At 71.7% G+C, this 18,273-nt stretch carries 15 protein-coding genes and 1 tRNA gene; 12 read left to right on the top strand and 4 right to left on the bottom strand.

Annotated features, from left to right (window positions below; all coding sequences use genetic code 11):
• Positions 1-16: 16 nt before the first annotated feature.
• Positions 17-970, bottom strand: coding sequence for an acyl-CoA desaturase (locus tag QSK22_RS01695; protein WP_285492095.1), 954 nt, complete (start codon positions 968-970; stop codon positions 17-19).
• 487 nt (positions 971-1,457) lie between these two features.
• On the opposite strand from QSK22_RS01695, the gene QSK22_RS01690 reads away from it, so the two are divergent.
• The 12 genes from QSK22_RS01690 (at position 1,458) to rfbD (ending at position 14,214) form a co-directional block, all read left to right on the top strand.
• Positions 1,458-1,528, top strand: a tRNA-Gln gene (locus tag QSK22_RS01690).
• A 248-nt stretch (positions 1,529-1,776) separates the two neighbouring features.
• A complete protein-coding gene (gene glmU / locus QSK22_RS01685) occupies positions 1,777-3,237 on the top strand; it encodes a bifunctional UDP-N-acetylglucosamine diphosphorylase/glucosamine-1-phosphate N-acetyltransferase GlmU (RefSeq protein WP_285492094.1) in 1,461 nt (486 codons plus the stop codon).
• Positions 3,238-3,604: 367 nt separating this feature from the next.
• Positions 3,605-4,573, top strand: a complete 969-nt coding sequence (locus QSK22_RS01680) for a ribose-phosphate diphosphokinase (RefSeq protein WP_502872254.1) — start codon at positions 3,605-3,607, stop codon at positions 4,571-4,573.
• Between the two features lie 237 nt (positions 4,574-4,810).
• Positions 4,811-5,428 (top strand): 50S ribosomal protein L25/general stress protein Ctc, encoded by a 618-nt coding sequence (locus tag QSK22_RS01675; RefSeq protein WP_285492092.1) that lies wholly within the window; start codon positions 4,811-4,813, stop codon positions 5,426-5,428.
• Between the two features lie 150 nt (positions 5,429-5,578).
• Positions 5,579-6,154, top strand: coding sequence for an aminoacyl-tRNA hydrolase (gene pth / locus QSK22_RS01670; RefSeq protein WP_285492091.1), 576 nt, complete (start codon positions 5,579-5,581; stop codon positions 6,152-6,154).
• A 246-nt stretch (positions 6,155-6,400) separates the two neighbouring features.
• Complete coding sequence (locus QSK22_RS01665) at positions 6,401-7,879, top strand: sugar transferase (RefSeq protein ID WP_285492090.1); 1,479 nt, start codon at positions 6,401-6,403, stop codon at positions 7,877-7,879.
• 132 nt (positions 7,880-8,011) lie between these two features.
• The gene (locus QSK22_RS01660; RefSeq protein WP_285492089.1) at positions 8,012-8,830 is read left to right on the top strand and encodes a 3'(2'),5'-bisphosphate nucleotidase CysQ; all 819 of its coding nucleotides are present in this window, start codon (positions 8,012-8,014) and stop codon (positions 8,828-8,830) included.
• Between the two features lie 91 nt (positions 8,831-8,921).
• Positions 8,922-9,836 (top strand): sulfate adenylyltransferase subunit CysD, encoded by a 915-nt coding sequence (gene cysD / locus QSK22_RS01655; protein WP_285492086.1) that lies wholly within the window; start codon positions 8,922-8,924, stop codon positions 9,834-9,836.
• Between the two features lie 44 nt (positions 9,837-9,880).
• The gene (locus QSK22_RS01650; RefSeq protein WP_285492384.1) at positions 9,881-11,143 is read left to right on the top strand and encodes a sulfate adenylyltransferase subunit 1; all 1,263 of its coding nucleotides are present in this window, start codon (positions 9,881-9,883) and stop codon (positions 11,141-11,143) included.
• Between the two features lie 175 nt (positions 11,144-11,318).
• The gene (locus tag QSK22_RS01645) at positions 11,319-12,386 is read left to right on the top strand and encodes a glucose-1-phosphate thymidylyltransferase (protein WP_285492085.1); all 1,068 of its coding nucleotides are present in this window, start codon (positions 11,319-11,321) and stop codon (positions 12,384-12,386) included.
• Positions 12,383-13,372, top strand: a complete 990-nt coding sequence (rfbB, locus tag QSK22_RS01640) for a dTDP-glucose 4,6-dehydratase (RefSeq protein ID WP_285492084.1) — start codon at positions 12,383-12,385, stop codon at positions 13,370-13,372. The genes QSK22_RS01645 and rfbB overlap by 4 nt, the downstream gene beginning before the upstream one ends.
• Positions 13,369-14,214, top strand: coding sequence for a dTDP-4-dehydrorhamnose reductase (gene rfbD / locus QSK22_RS01635; RefSeq protein ID WP_285492083.1), 846 nt, complete (start codon positions 13,369-13,371; stop codon positions 14,212-14,214). The genes rfbB and rfbD overlap by 4 nt, the downstream gene beginning before the upstream one ends.
• Before the next feature lie 12 nt (positions 14,215-14,226).
• On the opposite strand, the gene rfbC is transcribed toward rfbD, so the two are convergent.
• The 3 genes from rfbC to QSK22_RS01620 all read right to left on the bottom strand — a co-directional run bounded on the left by rfbC (position 14,227) and on the right by QSK22_RS01620 (position 18,232).
• Positions 14,227-14,826 (bottom strand): dTDP-4-dehydrorhamnose 3,5-epimerase, encoded by a 600-nt coding sequence (rfbC, locus tag QSK22_RS01630; protein ID WP_285492082.1) that lies wholly within the window; start codon positions 14,824-14,826, stop codon positions 14,227-14,229.
• A gap of 22 nt (positions 14,827-14,848) precedes the next feature.
• Positions 14,849-16,195 carry an O-antigen ligase family protein gene (locus QSK22_RS01625; protein ID WP_285492081.1) on the bottom strand — a complete coding sequence of 449 codons (1,347 nt, stop codon included), beginning with the start codon at positions 16,193-16,195 and terminating at the stop codon, positions 14,849-14,851.
• A 228-nt stretch (positions 16,196-16,423) separates the two neighbouring features.
• Positions 16,424-18,232, bottom strand: a complete 1,809-nt coding sequence (locus QSK22_RS01620; protein WP_285492080.1) for a right-handed parallel beta-helix repeat-containing protein — start codon at positions 18,230-18,232, stop codon at positions 16,424-16,426.
• Between the last annotated feature and the right edge of the window lie 41 nt (positions 18,233-18,273).

The following is an 18,273-nucleotide window of genomic DNA, read 5'->3' as shown; positions in this document are numbered from 1 at the left end:
CCCCCAATTGTCTCGCTCAGGCGGCCTGCTTCGCGCGCTTGGCCGCCAGGCGCTCCTCATTGGGCCAGCGGACGTCGTGGACCCACCCGAACTTCTCGAACAGCCAGATGATCCGGGCGCTGATGTCGATCTGCCCCTTCAGCACGCCGTGCCGCGCGCAGGTGGGGTCGCAGTGGTGCAGGTTGTGCCACGACTCGCCCAGCGACGGGATGGCCAGCCACCACACGTTGCGGGACTTGTCGCGCGCCTCGAAGTGCTCCTTGCCGAACACGTGGCAGATCGAGTTGACCGACCACGTGACATGGTGAACCAGGGTGACGCGCACCAGCCCGGCCCAGAAGAACGCGGTCAGCGCGCCCTGCCAGGACATGGTGACCAGGCCGCCGAGCGCGGCGGGCAGCAGCAGCGACACGGCGACCAGCGCCGGGAAGAGCCGGTGCACCCACATCACGTCGCGGTCGCGCAGCAGGTCCTTGGCGAACCGCTCCTTGGAGGTGCGGTTGCCGTCGAACAGCCAGCCGTAGTGCGCCCAGGCCAGCCCCTTGGTCAACGCCTTCCAGTCGTTGCCGAACCGCCACGGCGAGTGCGGGTCGCCCTCCTTGTCGGAGTGCTTGTGGTGGCGCCGGTGGTCGGCCACCCAGGTGATGACCGGGCCCTCCATGGCCAGGCTGCCGGCCACCCCCAGCACGATCTTCAGCCAGCGGCGGGCCTTGAACGAGCCGTGGGTGAAGTACCGGTGGAAGCCGACGGTGATGCCGGCGGCGGAGACCAGGTAGAAGACGGCGGCCAGCACCACGTCCGTCCAGCCGAGGATGCGGTTCCAGGCCAGCGGGACGGCGGCGAACAGGGCGAGGAACGGGACGCCGGTGAACACCGCGACGAGGACCCGTTCGAACATCCCCTGCGGCTCCGGCTCGATCTCGGGACGGGGCTGTCGGCGAGGGGGATCGAGGACGGGGGCTGAAGTCATGCGGTCACCACTTCCTGCGATTCGGAACTAGCCGTACCTACGCCACCGTAACCTACGCTGCCGTAAGTTGGACAGGCCCAGATTCGTAAAATCAGTGGGAATCTCTCCCACTGGACACAAAACTCACGCCGGTCGCACGGCCGCACACCGTCCGCAGCCTCCGGGACTCCGGGAGCGGACGCGGAGCACGTTCACAGCCCTCCCCGCACGAACGCGCGACAGCGCCGCAGAGTTCGCCGCCCGGCCCCCTTGCCGTGACGGACGTCTGTCACCTGTCTCACGTGCTCGTCTCCGGCCGCCCTAAACCACCATCGCGGCGTGACAAGGCGCGCACGCGGCGTGTCCCGGCAAGCCCGTACGAACGGAGTAGAACCCCCGAATGCGCCCCGGGAGCGGGGAAATAGAGGTGGGCCCCTGTGGGGGGAGTCGGTATCGTTAAGCCCGGCGAACCGGCGCCCCTGCCACGGGGCCGCCCGGGTTCGGCCGGTCCCGGGTCGTCTAGGGGCAGGACTACTGATTTTGGTTCAGTCAACGGAGGTTCGAATCCTCCCCCGGGAGCTCGATCGTCGCAGCGCCGACGCGGCGGCGCAGCACACTCGTCCCGCAGCACACCCTGCCTGGTAGCGGACCGGAAAGGACGCACCGCCCCCGGGGTGACAGAAGGCAGACGGGCGGTATCCTTCCGGTGTCGGGTGAGCCGCGGCCTGCCGCCTGCCCCCTTTTCGGGCAGGTCGCCAGCCTGTTGGACATCTCCATACGGTTGCGCCCGTGCCTAGTTCTTAACCGCGATGCCGAGGAGCCTCCCAGTGAGCGCTAGCCGCCCGGCTGCCGTCATCGTCCTCGCCGCGGGCGAGGGCACCCGGATGAAGTCCCGTACCGCGAAGGTCCTCCACGAACTGGGCGGGCGCACCATGCTCGGCCACGTGCTGGCCGCCGCGGGCGAACTGGACCCCGAACGGCTGATCGTGGTCGTCGGGCACCGCCGGGAGCAGGTGCTCGCCCATCTGGAGCGGGACTGGCCCAAGGCCGAGGCGGTCGTCCAGGAGCGGCAGGGCGGCACCGGGCACGCGGTCCGCACCGTCCTGGAGCAGGTCGGCGAGCTGCGCGGCACCGTGGTCGTCACCAACGGCGACCATCCGCTGCTGCGCGGCGACACGCTCGCCGCGATGGTGCGCACCCACGAGGACGAGGGCAACGCCGCCACCGTCCTGACCACCGAGATCCCCGACCCCGCCGGCTACGGGCGCATCCTGCGCGCGGCCGACGGCTCGGTCGCCGCGATCGTCGAGCACAAGGACGCCACCGACGAGCAGCGCGCCATCCGCGAGATCAACGTCGGCATGTACGCCTTCGACGGGACGCTGCTGGGCGGCGCGCTCAAGCGGGTCACCACCGACAACGCCGGCGGCGAGGAGTACCTGACCGACGTCGTGGAGATCCTGCGCGGCGACGGCCACCGCGCCGGGGCGCACCTGGCCCCCGACTGGGTGGAGACGCAGGGCGTCAACGACCGCGTCCAGCTCGCGCAGGCGCGGCGACAGCTCAACGACCGGCTGCTGGAGGCGCACATGCGGGCCGGGGTCACCATCGTCGACCCGGCCACCACGTGGATCGACGTGGACGTGACCATCGAACCGGACGCCGAGATCCTGCCGGGCACCCAGCTGCACGGCCGCACCCACCTCGCCGAGGGCGCGCGGGTCGGCCCCGGCTGCACGCTCACCGACACCCGGGTCGGCGCGGACGCCACCGTCGTCAACGCGGTGTGCGTCGAGGCCGAGATCGGCCCGCAGGCGTCGGTCGGCCCCTACGCCTACCTGCGGCCCGGCACGCGGCTGGCCCGCAAGGCCAAGGCCGGCACGTACGTCGAGATGAAGAACGCCCAGGTCGGCGAGGGGTCGAAGGTGCCGCACCTGACCTATGTCGGCGACGCCGAGATCGGGCAGGGCAGCAACATCGGCGCCAGCACCGTGTTCGTCAACTACGACGGCGTCAGCAAGCACCGCACCGTGGTCGGCGACCACGCGCGGGTCGGCAGCGACACCATGCTCGTCGCGCCGGTCACCATCGGCGACGGCGCGTACACCGCGGCCGGCTCGGTGATCGTGCAGGACGTGCCGCCGGGGGCGATGGCGGTCGCCCGCGGGCGGCAGCGCAACGTCGAGGGCTGGGTGGAGCGCCGCCGCGCGGGCACGCCCGCCGCGGAGGCGGCCCGCCGCGCCAGGGAACGGGAAGCCGTCGACGAGGACGGCCGCGACGCCCGCTGACGGCCGCCTTGGCCGGGATGAGGGCCGCGAGTCCGGGTGATGGCCGACAGGCCGAATGACAGCCGCCGTCCGGTGCCGTCCGGACGGCGGACGGGCGGGGCGTGCGCGCCCCGCCGACGGCAGCGTCCGCCGGCCGACGAGGAGGTTTGTCGGCGGAGCGCGGGCGCGTGCGGTCGCGCGCCCGCGTGCGACGGCTCATCGGCCGGATTGCCTCCGGTCGGCGGGCGGGTGGGGGTCCTCCCCACGCACAACGACATCAAAAGCCCTGCGAAACCGCCGAAACGGTCCTTTCGGCGTGCGTGGAGTGGGGACAACACCCACGTAAGAACCATCCATTGAGGGGGAGTTGTCAGAGGTGAGTGGGATCATGGCGAGCGGCCAGAAGAAGCTGATGCTCTTCACCGGCCGAGCCCACCCGGACCTGGCCAGGGAAGTGGCCGCCAACCTCGGCCTCGAGCTCACGCCGACCTCGGCGTACGACTTCGCCAACGGTGAGACGTTCGTACGCTTCCTGGAGTCGGTCCGCGGTTCGGACGCCTTCGTGATCCAGAGTCACACGGCTCCCATCAATCAATGGATCATGGAGCAGCTGATCATGGTGGACGCGCTGAAGCGGGCGTCCGCCAAACGGATCACCGTGGTGGCCCCGTTCTTCGGCTACGCCCGGCAGGACAAGAAGCACCGCGGCCGCGAGCCGATCTCGGCCCGGCTGATGGCCGACCTGTTCAAGACCGCCGGCGCGCACCGCCTGATCACCGTGGACCTGCACACCGCGCAGATCCAGGGCTTCTTCGACGGCCCCGTCGACCATCTGTTCGCACTGGACCTGCTCGCCTCGCACTTCGAGAAGCGGCTGGACCTGTCGCAGGTCACCGTGGTCGCGCCGGACGCCGGCCGGGTGCGGGTGACCGAGCGGTGGAGCGACCGGCTGGGCGGCGTGCCGATGGCGATCATCCACAAGAAGCGCGACCCGGACGTGGCCAACGAGGTCAAGGTGTTCGACGTGGTCGGCGAGGTGGAGGGCCGCACCTGCGTGGTGGTGGACGACATGATCGACACCGGCGGCACCATCGTGAAGGCGGCCGACGCGCTGTTCGACCACGGCGCCGCCCGCGTCGTCGTGGCCGCCACGCACGGCGTGCTGTCGGGCCCGGCGGTGGACCGGCTGAAGAACTCGCGCATCTCCGAGGTCGTGCTGACCAACACGCTGCCGATCCCGGAGGAGAAGCAGTTCGACAAGCTGACCGTTCTGTCCATCGCCCCGCTGGTGGCGCGCGCCATCAACGAGGTGTTCAGCGACGGCTCGGTGACCAGCCTCTTCGGCGGCCACAGCTGACCCGCGGCGGGCAACGGGCGCCCTGCGGGCGCTCGGGCGGTCGCGCATCGGCTAAACTCGGGGAACCTGCGTAAGCCCCGGGTCGTTCAGTGCGGCTCCGCGTCGGACACCCGCTCCCCGGGGTACGCACAGAGTCTTCGAGGCGCCCGACGCATCGAGCACCCGCCTGATCGCTTTGTCCGTAGCGGACGTCCGTGACCGGACGGCCGTGGATCGCAAGAACGAGGAGTTTTCGCCGTGTCCGAGGTACGCATTGCCGCCGAGCCGCGCACCGAGTTCGGTAAGGGGGCCGCACGGCGGGCCCGCCGGGCCGGCAAGGTGCCCGCCGTCCTCTACGGCCACGGCACCGCCCCGCAGCACATCTCGCTGCCCGGGCACGAGCTGATGCTCGCGCTCAAGACCCCCAACGTGCTGCTGCGCATCGAGGGTCTCAACGGCGGCAGCGAGCTGGCCCTGCCCAAGGACGTGCAGCGGGACCCGATCAAGGGGTTCCTGGAGCATGTCGACCTGCTGCTGGTCTCGCGCGGTGAGAAGGTCACCGTCGAGATCCCGGTGAACGTCGTCGGCGACGTCGTGGCCGGCGGCCGGGTGGCGCAGGAGGTCGTGCAGCTGGCCGTGGAGGCCGAGGCCACGCACATCCCCGAGGCCGTGGAGGTCGACGTCACCGGCCTGGCGGTGGACACGCAGGTCCTGGCCAAGGACCTGAAGCTGCCGACCGGGGTGTCGCTGGCCACCGACGAGGAGACGCTGATCCTGCAGATCAGCGACGCCTCCGTGTCCACCGCCCCGGCCGCCGAGGCCGCGGCCGAGGAGGCCGAGGCGGAGGCCGCGCCCGCCGCTGCGTCGGCCGAGTAACCGCAGGCCGAGCAGTCATCCGCCGGGCGCGCGTCGCCGCGCGCGGCACGAGACCGTCGACGGCCCCCGCCGGTGCGGACCGGCGGGGGCCGTCAGGCGTGTCGATTCGGGCGTGTCGATTCGGACAGCGCGCACTGGGGAGGTGCGGTGGTGAGCGCCGAGCCGTGGCTCGTGGTCGGCCTGGGCAACCCGGGGCCGTCGTACGCGGGCAACCGGCACAACGCCGGGTTCTTGGTGCTGGACGCGCTGGCCGGGCGGGTCGGCGGCCGGTTCAAGGCGCACCGGGGGCGCGCCGAGGTGGTCGAGGGGCGCCTGGCGGGCGAGCGCGTCGTCCTGGCCAAGCCCCGCAGTTACATGAACGACTCGGGCGGCCCGGTGAAAGGGCTGCGCGACTTCTTCAAGGTGCCCGTCGAACGCGTCGTTATCGTGCACGACGAGCTGGACATCCCTTACGGTGCGATACGGCTCAAGCAGGGCGGCGGTGACAATGGCCACAACGGGTTGCGGTCGATCACCAAGTCGCTGGGCGATAAGAATTACCTGAGGGTCCGCTTCGGCGTGGGGCGTCCCCCTGGCCGCATGGACCCGGCCGCGTTCGTCCTCAAGGATTTCTCGGCCGCCGAGCGCAAGGAACTGGACCTGCACGTGGAGCGCGCCGCCGACGCGGTCGAGGCGTTGCTCACCCGGGGGCTCGGCGCGGCCCAGAACGTTTTCCACGCGTCTTGATCAAACGGGTCGGTCCGGGAGTGGCCTCCGAAAGGTGATCTATTTGGGCCCCCGCGGTGAGCCGATCCTTTAGCTTGGGTAACAAAACCGCGGCTGACCGCCCGTTTTGCGAGCCCCGTGGGGTGAAGCGCCCCTAAGATGCGGCCATCCGGGGTTCGCACACATGTGAACCTCAAAGGCCGTTCAGCCGTCTCCGAGATGGACCTCGTCTTACGGGGCGCATGTGGCAGGGGTGGTGAGACGTCTATGGCCGTCGTTGACAGGGTCCAGGCAACGGACGCGTCCGAGAAGGACGGGCCGCGGCAGGGGCATCCCGTCAACTGGACGAGCTCCTACCGCCGACGTGCGCTCACCCTGGACTTCCTCAGCATGCTCACCGCCGGCGCGATCGCGTTCGTGCTGCGCTTCCCCGGCATGCCGGGCGAGTTCACCCTGCCGTACGTCGCGCTGACCGTCGCCCTGCCGCTGGCGTGGCTGCCGATCCTGGCGCTGTGCCGCGCCTACCAGCCCCGTTACATCGGCGTCGGCTACGAGGAGTTCCACCGCGTGCTGCGCGCGGGGTTCATCCTCACCGCCACCGTGGCGATCGTCGCCTACGCCACCAAGACGGAGGTGGCCCGCGGCTATGTGGTGATGGCGCTGCCGCTCGGCACCTTCCTCGGCCTGGTCGCGCGCTACCGGCTGCGCAAGTGGCTGCACCGGCGGCGCTGGGAGGGCGAGTGCATGCGGCGCGTCGTCGCCGTGGGGCACCGCACGTCCGTCGCCGACCTGATCCGGCTGCTGCGGCAGAAGCGCTACCACGGCATGGACATCGTCGCGGTGTGCCTGCCGCCCGCGCTGGTCGAGGGCGAGGACGCGGTCACCGAAGTGGAGGGCGTCCCCGTGCTGGGCGACTTCCGAGAGGCGGCGGCCGTCGTGGAGCGGGCGGGCGCCGACTCGGTGGCGGTGCTGGCCTGCCCGGAGATGGACGGGGTGGCGCTGCGCCGCCTGGCCTGGCAGCTCGAACGCGACGACGTGGAGCTGGTCGTGGCGCCCGCGCTGATGGACGTGACCGGGCCGCGCATCTCCATCCGCCCGGTGTCCGGGCTGCCGCTGCTGCACGTGGAGCATCCCGAGCTGGACGGCGGCCGCCAGGTCGTCAAGGACCTGTTCGACCGGGTGGTGGCGCTGGTCGGGCTGGTGCTGCTCAGCCCGCTGCTGCTGACCGTCGCCCTGCTGATCAAGCTGACCAGCAAGGGGCCGGTGCTGTTCAAGCAGACCCGGGTGGGCCGCGACGGCCGCGAGTTCACCGTGCTGAAGTTCCGCACGATGGTGGTCGACGCCGAGGCCCGCAAGACCGAGCTGCTGGTGCACAACGAGCACGACGGGGTGCTGTTCAAGATCCGGAAGGATCCGCGGATCACCCCGATCGGCCGCCGGCTGCGCCGCTACTCGCTGGACGAGCTGCCGCAGCTGGTCAACGTGTTGCGCGGCGACATGTCGCTGGTCGGGCCGCGGCCGCCGCTGCCGGAGGAGGTCGCCCGCTACGGCGGCGACGTGTACCGGCGGCTGGCCGTCAAGCCGGGCCTGACCGGGCTGTGGCAGGTGAGCGGGCGCTCGGACCTGTCCTGGGAGGAGTCGGTCCGGCTCGACCTGCGCTATGTGGACAACTGGTCGCTCGCCCTCGATCTGCTCATCCTCTGGAAGACCTGGTCGGCCGTGGTCCGCGGCTCCGGCGCCTACTAGGCCGCCCACAGGCGCCCGCCTGGGCCCGGGAGGCGTCCGGAAGAGGACGCGCCACCCCGGGCGCGGGTTGGACAGGCGGGGTAGGCGACAATGGAGACCCGAGCGATCAGGCGAGCAGGAAATGGCCGAGTGATGACGCAGAGCCCGCAGGATGACCACGCGCTGGCGGCAGGGCTGGCCCGAGACGCCGGGCGCCTGCTGCTGGAGGTGCGCCAGGAGGTCGGGTTCGCTGACGTCGACGCCCTGAAGAAGGCCGGTGACCTGCGCTCCCACGAGTTCCTGACGGCCGCGCTGGCCGAGCGCCGCCCCGCCGACGCCGTCCTGTCGGAGGAGGGCAAGGACGACCTGGCGCGGTTGGACGCCGACCGGGTGTGGATCGTCGACCCGCTCGACGGCACCCGCGAGTTCGGCGAGCAGGGCCGCACCGACTGGGCCGTCCACGTGGCGCTGTGGCGGGCCGGCGAGCTCGTCGCGGGAGCGGTCGCGCTGCCCGCGCGGGGTGTGACGCTCCGCACCTCGCCCGGCGGCGCACTCGTCAGCCCGTGGGACGGCGCGCCCGACCGCCCGCTGCGCACCCCCGAGCCCGCTCCCGGGCGGCTGCGCATCGCGGTCAGCCGCACCCGCCCGCCCAAGTTCCTCGACGCGCTGGTCGAGCGCCTCTCCTTGGAGGTCGAGCCGGTGCCCATCGGCTCGGCCGGGGCGAAGATCGCCGCGGTGCTGCTCGGCGAGGTCGACGTCTACGTGCACGCGGGCGGGCAGTACGAATGGGACTCGGCCGCACCGGCCGCCGTGGCGCTGGCCGCGGGCGCCCACGTGTCCCGCGTCGACGGCACCCCGCCCCGCTACAACCAGAAGGACTCCCGGCTGCCGGATATCCTTGTCTGTCACCCCGTGTCGGCATCGATGCTGCTGACCGGCATCCGGGACGTGGGCGCGGCCCTGCCGGGCTGAGCCGGCCGGACCGCCCGCCCCCGACCCGCGGGGACGGCGCCATCCCGGCCACCGGTGCATCTGCCAGAGAGCGTGGAGAGAACCCCAGACCATGCAGCGCTGCGATTATCTGCTGTCTCAGCTGGACGTCCTTGAGGCGGAGTCGATTCACATCATCCGAGAGGTGGCGGCCGAGTTCGAACGACCGGTGCTGCTGTTCTCGGGGGGCAAGGACAGCATCGTGATGCTGCACCTTGCCCACAAGGCCTTCTGGCCTGCACCGATCCCGTTCCCGGTGATGCACGTCGACACCGGTCACAACTTCCCCGAGGTGCTGGAGTTCCGCGACCGGCGGGTGGCCGAGGTGGGGGTGCGGCTGGTCGTCGCGTCCGTCCAGGAGTCGATCGACAAGGGCCGCGTGGTGGAGGAGACCGGCCGCTGGGCGTCCCGCAACCGGCTGCAGACCACCACCCTGCTGGACGCCATCGAGGAGCACCGCTTCGACGCCGCGTTCGGCGGCGCCCGCCGCGACGAGGAGAAGGCGCGCGCCAAGGAGCGGGTGGTGTCGTTCCGCGACGAGTTCGGCCAGTGGGACCCCAAGAACCAGCGGCCCGAGCTGTGGAACCTGTACAACACGCGGATCCGGCCGGGCGAGCACGTGCGGGTGTTCCCCCTGTCCAACTGGACAGAATTGGACGTTTGGGACTACATCCGCCGCGAGGGCCTGGAAATCCCGTCCATCTACTTCGCGCATACCCGGCGCGTGTTCGAACGCGACGGGCTGCTGCTGGACGACAACCCGTACGCCAACCGGGGCGACGACGAGCCGGTGTTCGAGGCGATGGTGCGGTACCGCACGGTGGGCGACATGTCCTGCACGGGGGCGGTCAAGTCGACCGCGACCACGCTGGACGAGGTGATCGAGGAGATCGCCGCGACGAGGATCACCGAGCGGGGGCAGACCCGCGCCGACGACCGCACCAGCGAGGCCGCGATGGAGGACCGCAAGAAGGAGGGCTACTTCTGATGGCCGCCGCCGACACCGCCCAGGACGCGTCCCAGGGCAAGACGATGGACATGCTGCGGTTCGCCACCGCCGGGTCCGTGGACGACGGCAAGTCCACGCTGATCGGGCGGCTGCTGTACGACTCCAAGTCGATCTTCGAAGACCAGCTGGAGGCGGTGGAGCGCACCAGCGCCGACCGCGGCGAGGAGCAGACCAACCTGGCCCTGCTGACCGACGGGCTGCGCGCCGAGCGCGAGCAGGGCATCACCATCGACGTGGCGTACCGCTACTTCGCCACCCCGCGCCGCAAGTTCATCATCGCCGACACGCCGGGCCACATCCAGTACACCCGCAACATGGTGACCGGGGCGTCCACCGCCGACCTGGCGATCATCCTGGTGGACGCGCGCAAGGGCATCCTGGAGCAGTCCCGCCGGCACGCGTTCCTGGCGACGCTGCTCAAGGTGCCGCACCTGGTGGTGGCGGTCAACAAGATGGACCTGGTCGGCTACGACCAGGCGGTGTTCGAGTCGATCGTGGACGAGTTCACCGCGTTCGCCGCCAAGCTGGAGGTCGCCGACCTGACCTTCATTCCGATCTCGGCGCTGCACGGCGACAACGTGGTGCAGCGGTCGGTGAACATGCCGTGGTACGAGGGCACGTCGCTGCTGCACCACCTGGAGCACGTGCACATCGCCTCCGACCGCAACCTGATCGACGTGCGGTTCCCGGTGCAGTACGTGATCCGGCCGCACGCCAGCACCGACCCGGAGCTGCACGACTACCGCGGCTACGCCGGGCAGGTCGCGGGCGGCGTGCTCAAGCCGGGCGACGAGGTGGTGCACCTGCCGTCCGGGCTCACCACCACCATCACCCACATCGACGGGCCGAACGGGCCGGTGTCGGAGGCGTTCGCGCCGATGTCGGTGACGCTGCGGCTGGCCGACGACATCGACATCTCCCGCGGCGACATGATCGCCCGCCCGAACAACCGGCCTCAGGTCGCCCAGGATCTGGAGGCGATGGTGTGCTGGATGACCCCGGAGCGGCAGCTCACCCCCCGCACCAAGCTGCTGATCAAGCACACCACCCGCACCGCCAAGGCGCTGGTGAAGGACCTGCACTACCGGCTGGACGTCAACACGCTGCACCGCGACGAGCAGGCCGGCGCGCTCGGGCTGAACGAGATCGGCCGGGTCAGCCTGCGCGTCACCCAGCCGCTGTTCATCGACGAGTACGCGCGCAACCGGCTGACCGGCGGGTTCGTGCTGATCGACGAGGCCACCAACAACACCGTCGCGGCAGGCATGATCACCGGCGCGTCCTGACCCCGCGCCGCAGCGGCCCCGGCCCGTCCGAAGGTGGACGGCCGGGGTCCCGGCATGTCAGATCCCGGTAATGTCGAGTTCAGGTCCACGTCACCGACGTCCCTGACGTCCCTGGCCGCGCTGGAGTCGCAGTGAAGCCCTTCCTCCCCCCGTCACCGGCCGCCTGGAGCGCCCGGTGAAGGCACTCGTCCTGGCGGGCGGGTCCGGTTCGCGCCTGCGGCCGATCACCTACAGCTTCGCCAAGCAGCTGGTGCCGGTCGCCAACAAGCCGGTGCTGTTCTACGGCCTGGAGGCCATCGCCGACGCCGGCATCCGCGACGTCGGCGTGGTGGTCGGCGACACCGAGGCCGAGATCAAAAAGGCGGTCGGCGACGGGTCGCGGTTCGGCGTGCGGGTGACCTACCTGCGGCAGGACGCCCCGCGCGGGCTGGCGCACGCGGTGCTGATCGCCCGGGACTTCCTCGGCGACGACGACTTCGTCATGTACCTCGGCGACAACTTCATCGTCGGCGGCATCAACGACCTGGTGGAGCGGTTCCGCCAGGAGCGCCCGCACGCCCAGATCATGCTCGCCAAGGTGTCCGACCCGCGCGCGTTCGGCGTCGCCGAGCTCGACGGCACCGGCCGCGTGGTCGCGCTGGAGGAGAAGCCCGAGCGGCCCAAGAGCGACCTCGCCCTGGTCGGGGTGTACCTGTTCGGCCCGGCCGTGCACGAGGCCGTGCGGCGGCTCAAACCGTCCCGGCGCGGCGAGCTGGAGATCACCGACACCATCCAGTGGCTGATCGACCAGGGGCACCGGGTGGAGTCCACGATGGTGTCCGGCTACTGGAAGGACACCGGCAACGTCGCCGACATGCTGGAGGTCAACCGGCTGGTGCTGGAGGGCCTGGAGCCGTCGGTGGCCGGGGAGGTGGATTCCGCCAGCGAGCTGATCGGCCGGGTGGTGGTCGAGGAGGGCGCGCGCATCACCGGCTCGCGCATCGTCGGCCCCGCCATCATCGGCCCCGGCGCGGTCGTCCGCGACTCCTACATCGGCCCGTTCACCTCCATCGACCGCGACTGCACGGTGATCGACAGCGAGATCGAGTACTCCATCGTGCTGCGCGGCGCGTCCATTGACGGGGTGGGACGCATCGAGGTCTCGCTCATCGGAAGGCAGGCACGGGTCACGCCCGCTCCGTCCGTGCCGAGGGCACACCGTCTCGTCCTGGGGGACCACAGCAAAGTGCAGATCAGCAAATGAGGGCCCGGCGGATACTGGTCACCGGCGGAGCCGGGTTCATCGGGTCGCACTACGTCCGCGAGCTGGTGTCGGGCGGCTACCCGGCGTGGGCGGACGCCGAGGTGACCGTGCTGGACAAGCTCACCTACGCGGGCAACCTGGCCAACCTCGAACCGGTCGAGGGCCGCTACACGTTCGTGCACGGCGACATCTGCGACGCCGAACTGCTCGCCGAGGTCGTGCCGGGGCACGATGTGGTGCTCAACTTCGCCGCCGAGTCGCACGTCGACCGGTCCATCGCCAGCGCGGGCGAGTTCGTGCGCACCAACGTGCTGGGCGTGCAGACCCTCATGCAGGCGTGCCTGGACGCGGGCGTGCCGCGCGTGGTGCAGATATCCACCGACGAGGTGTACGGCAGCATCGACACCGGGTCCTGGGACGAGGACGCCCCGCTGGCGCCCAACTCCCCGTACTCGGCGGCCAAGGCCGGCGGCGACATGATCGCCCGGGCGTACGCGCGCACCCACGGCCTGCCGGTCAGCATCACCCGCTGCGGCAACAACTACGGGCCCTACCAGTACCCCGAGAAGGTCATCCCGCTGTTCGTCACCAACCTGATGGACGGCCGCACCGTCCCGCTGTACGGCGACGGCGGCAACGTGCGCGACTGGATCCACGTGTCCGATCACTGCCGCGGCATCCAGACGGTCGCCGAGCGCGGCGAGCCCGGCGAGGTCTACCACATCGCGGGCACCGCCGAGCTGACCAACCTGGAGCTCACCCGGCGGCTGCTGGACGCGCTGGGCGCCGACTGGAGCCGGGTGGAGCACGTCCCCGACCGCAAGGGCCACGACCGCCGCTACTCGCTGTCGGACGCCAAGCTGCGCCGTCTCGGCTACGCGCCCCGCATCTCGTTCGACGACGGCATCGCCGAGACCATCCGCTGGTACGCCGGCAACCGGGCGTGGTGGGAGCCGCTGAAGAAGCGCGCGGAGGACGCCGGGTGAGCTGGCTGGTCATCGGCGCCGGCGGCATGCTCGGCACCGACCTGGTGCACCGCCTGCGCGCGCACGGCCACGAGGTGGCCGCCCTGACCCGCGCCGATCTCGACGTGTGCGCGCCGGACGCCGTCCGGCGGGCGTTGCGCGACCACCGCCCGGCCACGGTGGTCAACTGCGCCGCCTGGACGGCAGTGGACGACGCCGAGACGCACGAGGACGCCGCGCTGGCCGTCAACGGCACCGCCGTGGGCGCCCTGGCCGACGCGTGCGCGGACGTCGGCGCCACGCTGGTGCAGATCTCCACCGACTACGTCTTCGACGGCCGCTGCGACCGCCCGTACCCCGAGGACGCCGCCCCGGCGCCCGTCAGCGCCTACGGCCGCACCAAGCTCGTGGGGGAGCGGGCCGTCCTCGGCACCGGACGCGGCTACGTGGTGCGCACGGCGTGGCTGTACGGGGCGCACGGGGCCAGCTTCGTCCGCACCATGATGCGCCTGGCCGCCGAACGCGACACCGTCGAGGTGGTCGACGACCAGCACGGCCAGCCGACCTGGACGGGCGACCTGGCCGAGCAGATCATCGCTCTGGCGTCGTCGGACGCGCCCCCGGGCATCTACCACGGCACCAACGCGGGGCAGACCACCTGGTACGGCCTGGCCCGCGAGGTGTTCGCCCTGCTCGGGCTCGACCCGGACCGCGTCCGGCCGACCACGACCGACCGGTTCCCGCGGCCCGCGCCGCGTCCCGCCTACAGCGTCCTCGGCCACGCCCGCTGGGCGGAGGCGGGCCTGGCGCCCATGCGCCACTGGCGCGAGGCGCTGCACGCCGCCTGGCCCGAGCTGCGCTGACCGCGGCGCCCGTCAGGCCGGCAGGCCGAGCTCGGCGTAGTAGTCCAGGCAGGCCTGGTAGTCGGGCAGCAGGCCGGTCTTCTGCGCGTCGGCCAGGCTCGGCGCGGCCGCGTCCTTGGCCGACAGCACCGGCTCGACGTCCTGCGGCCAGGCGATGCCGAGGTCGGGGTCGAGCGGGTGCACGCCGTGCTCGCGCTGCGGCGCGTACGGCTGGGAGCACAGGTAGACGACGGTGGCGTCGTCGGTGAGCGCCATGAACGCGTGCCCGAGCCCCTCGGCGATGTAGAGGCACCGGCGGGTCCGGTCGTCCAGCCGGACGGCCTCCCAGCGGCCGAAGTCGGGGGAGCCGACGCGCAGGTCCACCACCACGTCCAGGATCGCGCCGCGCAGGCAGGTGACGTACTTGGCCTGCCCGGGCGGGACGTCGGCGAAGTGCACGCCGCGCAGCACGCCCTTGGCGGAGACCGAGCAGTTGGCCTGGGCGAGGTTCAGCTCGTGCCCGATGTGGCCGCGCAGTTCGTCCGCCCGGAACCACTCGTGGAAGGACCCCCGGTGGTCGCCGTGGACCTTCGGAGTGAACGAGAACGCGCCTTTGATGCCGAGTGGTTCCACACGCGAAAGAATGCCACAACCCTCACCGGGCGGCCGTCGCATGCTCGGGTTCGGCCACCGTCGGCGGGACAGCGTCCGCCGGGGCCGCATCCGCCGGTGGCGGGGCGTCCAGCACCCGGGCCTGACGGCGCAGCGTCTCCGTCCACGCCACCATGATCAGCAACCAGATGCCCGACACGTTGGCCGGGGTGGCCAGGCCCTCGGTGGTCATGCTGTCGACCAGGAAGCACCCCAGCAGGCCCAGCAGCAGCCCCGCGTCGGGCCGCAGCGGGCGGTACCGGCACAGAAGCAGCAGCACGAAGCCGAGGACCACCAGCAGCACGGCGAATATCGCGGCGCCGACCGCGCCGTTGTCGACCAGCGCGTTGATGAACGCGTTATGGCCGCCGCCCAGGCCGATGTCGTCCAGGAACAGCCCCCGGGAGGCGCCCAGCCCGCGGCCGAACACCGGCTCCTCGGCGTAGGCGCTCATCGCCAGCTCCCACAGGTCGGTGCGCGAATTGAGGGACAGCAGCTTGTCGGTGGTCTCGCCGCGCGCCACGAACGCCATGATGGCGTCGGAGAACGCCAGCACCGCCAGCACCGCCACGGCGGCGCCGAGCACGATGACGTCGGCCCGGCCGTGCGGGCCCCGCGCCGTGGCCAGCAGGACGATGAGCCCCGCCGCGCACCCCAGTGCCGCGCCCCGGGTGCCGGTGGCCACCAGCGCCCCGGACAGCACCGCCAGCGCCCCCAGGTAGACCACGGGAGGCCAGAGCCGGTGTTCGGGCCGCTCGCGGCGCACCAGGTAGCTGATGACCAGCAGCACCGCCACGGCCAGGTACACGCCCGCGATGACGGGGTGCACGTACAGCCAGTTGAAGCGGTCCTGGGTGTGCGCGGTGCGCGGGAACGGATGCACCACGCCGATGACCACCGACAGCAGCACGATCACGATGAAGGTGTGCGCCAGCCGGTGCAGGTCCCGCGGCTGCGCGCGCGTCGCGACCGTGTAGATCACCGTCATGGTGATGAGCAGCTGCACGCCGCGCACCACGCCGAGCGCCGGGTACGGCGACCACAGCGCCGTCAGCGCCACATATCCGGCGAAGGCCCACGCGGCCAGCAGCAGCCCGGTGGGCCGCCGCGCCGGGGGCCGCAGCCGGAACCGGTAGTGCAGGTACAGCGCCGCGCCCCCGTAGATCGCGATCTCGACCAGCACGGTCAGGTCGGCGCTGCCGCTGACCGCCTGGTCGACATCGCGGCTGCGCAGCTTGTAGTCGCTGGACAGCATCAGCGCGAGCGGCAGCACGACGACCCACCAGCCCGCGCTGGGCACGACAGCCCGCTGCCGCCGGCGCGGCAGGAGGGACACCTTGGCAAGCTTCAACGGCCGCTCCCGAAAACGAATCGCCCCACAGAATATGACCGCCCGCACCCCGCCCAGGTGTACGCGCACCCATGCCCCAACGGATGCTTCCGCCGTGCACACGTGCCGCGTGGTCCGCGGAGCTCAACGTGACCGACCTCACGGCCAACCGGTGCGGCAGGGGCGGCGGTCGGCTGCGCGCAGTCGCCGCACGCCCGCACGCAGCTGCGCGTGACGGGGTGCGGGGGCTCAGTTAGGGGTGGAGAGGCTCCAGGCGCCGGTGTGGCGGGTGCCGGCGTGGCGTTCGACGAGCTTGGCTATGCGGTTCGGCAGGGGGAGGGGAGTGGGCCGGGCGCGGCCCTTCGGCGGCGAGGCGAGCCGGCCGTCGGGGGCGGCGGCGTCGGGGTCGTCGATGGCCAGGCCCTTCTTCTCCTGGCCGGTCTGGGCCCGGAAGGCGTCGAGGGTCGCGTAGGTGGCGGCGTTGCCCGCGCGCTGCCAGACGATCAGGAAGAACGGGTTGCCGCGGCCGGGGCGGACGTAGACGTTGCCGTTGGCGGTGATGCGCATCTGCTCGGCGCTGCGCGGACGTCCGGAGTGGTCCTGCACGCACAGCAGGCACGGCGCGCCCGAGCGGGCGTCGGCGAGGACGTTGTTGCTCAGCGTGATGTCCTGCACCAGCCACGGCACGGTCGGGTCGGGCAGCTTCTGCCGCGGGTCGTGGCCGGGGGTGGACAGGTCGGTGGCGCGCCGGCCGTCCTGCACCAGGTGGACGGTGCGGCCGTTGCCGGTCAGGGTGTTGTTCCAGATCTGCGCGTCGCCGCTGTCGTTGAGCCGCAGCCCGTCGCCGCCGTTGCCGACGACGACGTTGTCGGCGACCACCGCCTTGGCGCTCAGCTCGATGGAGATGCCGTGGTCGCTGTTGCGGGCGACGCGGTTGCCGGTGACGGTGATGTCGTACACCGACTCATCGAGCCACAGGCCCTTGCCGCGGTTGCCGACGGCGGCGCCGCCGACCAGCGCCACCTTGCGGGAGCGGGTGATCTTGACGCCGCCGGCCACCGGGGCCGGCTTGAAGTGCTCGGTGTTGTTGGTGGCCGCGCGCACCGCCTCCAGCCGCAGGTCGTCGGCCTGGTTGGCGTGCACCCCGAGCATGCCGTTGCGGGTCGCGGTGACGCGGCGGATGCGGGCGTGCGCGGCCAGCACGCTCAGGCCGGTGGTGGCCGAGTCGGTGATCGCCACATTCTCGACGGTGACGTTCGGCGCGGCGACCTTCACCATGCCGAGCTGGGGGATCGAGGTGGCGTAGCGGCGCACTCCGATGCCGCGCAGCGCGGACCCGGCGCCGCGCACGGTGATGCCCTCGGCGAGGGTGCTGGCGCGCACGGCCCGCCCGCGCGGGTCGGTGCCGAGGTACAGCCGCCGCGCGTTCTCGTCGACGTAGAAGGTGCCGCTTCTCACCTTGGCACGCGACTCGACCTGCCGTTGCGCGACGCCGTCGATCCACACCTGGTCGGGGTGGGCGGCCATGGGGTGGGCCGGGTCGACGAAGCGGAAGTCGTCGTCGCGGCTGGGCGCGGCGCCCTTGGTGTAGCTGGGCGAGGAGTCGAACCGGGCCGTCCAGCCGTCGACGGCCCACACGCCGTTGCGCTTGACCCAGCCGGACACGGGGGAGCTGCCGTCGAACCAGACCGCCTCGCCCGGGTAGGCCTGCAGGGTCAGCCTCTTGCCGGCCGGGATGGTGACCGACTCGTGGTAGGTGCCGCCGCGCAGCACGATGGTGGCGCCCGAGCGCGCCCGGCGGATGGCCGCGCCGACGGTGCGCAGCGGCGCGCCGCGCGCGCCGGATGCCGAGTCGCTGCCGGACGGCGCGACGTACAGGGCGCCGTCGGGCGCCGGGTACCGGGTGCTGCCGACCTGGGCGGCGCCGGCGGTGTTGGCGACCTTCTGGGCGGGCTGCTCGCCGCGCGGCACCAGCCAGCCCAGGACGGCCACGGCGGCGACCGCCGGCAGGGCCGCCGCCCTGATGATCCACGTCCTGCGGGTGCTGCTGCCGGTCATAGCGCGAACCCTAGCCGGTCGGTGGGACGATCGAGGCGGCT

The sequence above is a fragment of the Actinomadura sp. NBRC 104425 genome (genome assembly GCF_030269545.1).
Lineage (GTDB): Bacteria > Actinomycetota > Actinomycetes > Streptosporangiales > Streptosporangiaceae > Spirillospora > Spirillospora keratinilytica.
Note: the sequence above shows the minus strand (reverse complement) of the source record. Positions and strands in the feature narration are given on the sequence as shown.

Bases quoted from the DNA above. Each gene is read 5' to 3' on its own strand.
- QSK22_RS01695 (WP_285492095.1), bottom strand. From the start codon at position 970: ATGACTTCAGCCCCCGTCCTCGATCCCCCTCGCCGACAGCCCCGTCCC.
- QSK22_RS01680 (WP_502872254.1), top strand. From the start codon at position 3,605: ATGGCGAGCGGCCAGAAGAAGCTGATGCTCTTCACCGGCCGAGCCCAC.
- QSK22_RS01665 (WP_285492090.1), top strand. From the start codon at position 6,401: ATGGCCGTCGTTGACAGGGTCCAGGCAACGGACGCGTCCGAGAAGGAC.
- QSK22_RS01660 (WP_285492089.1), top strand. From the start codon at position 8,012: ATGACGCAGAGCCCGCAGGATGACCACGCGCTGGCGGCAGGGCTGGCC.
- cysD (WP_285492086.1), top strand. From the start codon at position 8,922: ATGCAGCGCTGCGATTATCTGCTGTCTCAGCTGGACGTCCTTGAGGCG.
- QSK22_RS01650 (WP_285492384.1), top strand. From the start codon at position 9,881: ATGGACATGCTGCGGTTCGCCACCGCCGGGTCCGTGGACGACGGCAAG.
- rfbB (WP_285492084.1), top strand. From the start codon at position 12,383: ATGAGGGCCCGGCGGATACTGGTCACCGGCGGAGCCGGGTTCATCGGG.
- QSK22_RS01620 (WP_285492080.1), bottom strand. From the start codon at position 18,232: ATGACCGGCAGCAGCACCCGCAGGACGTGGATCATCAGGGCGGCGGCC.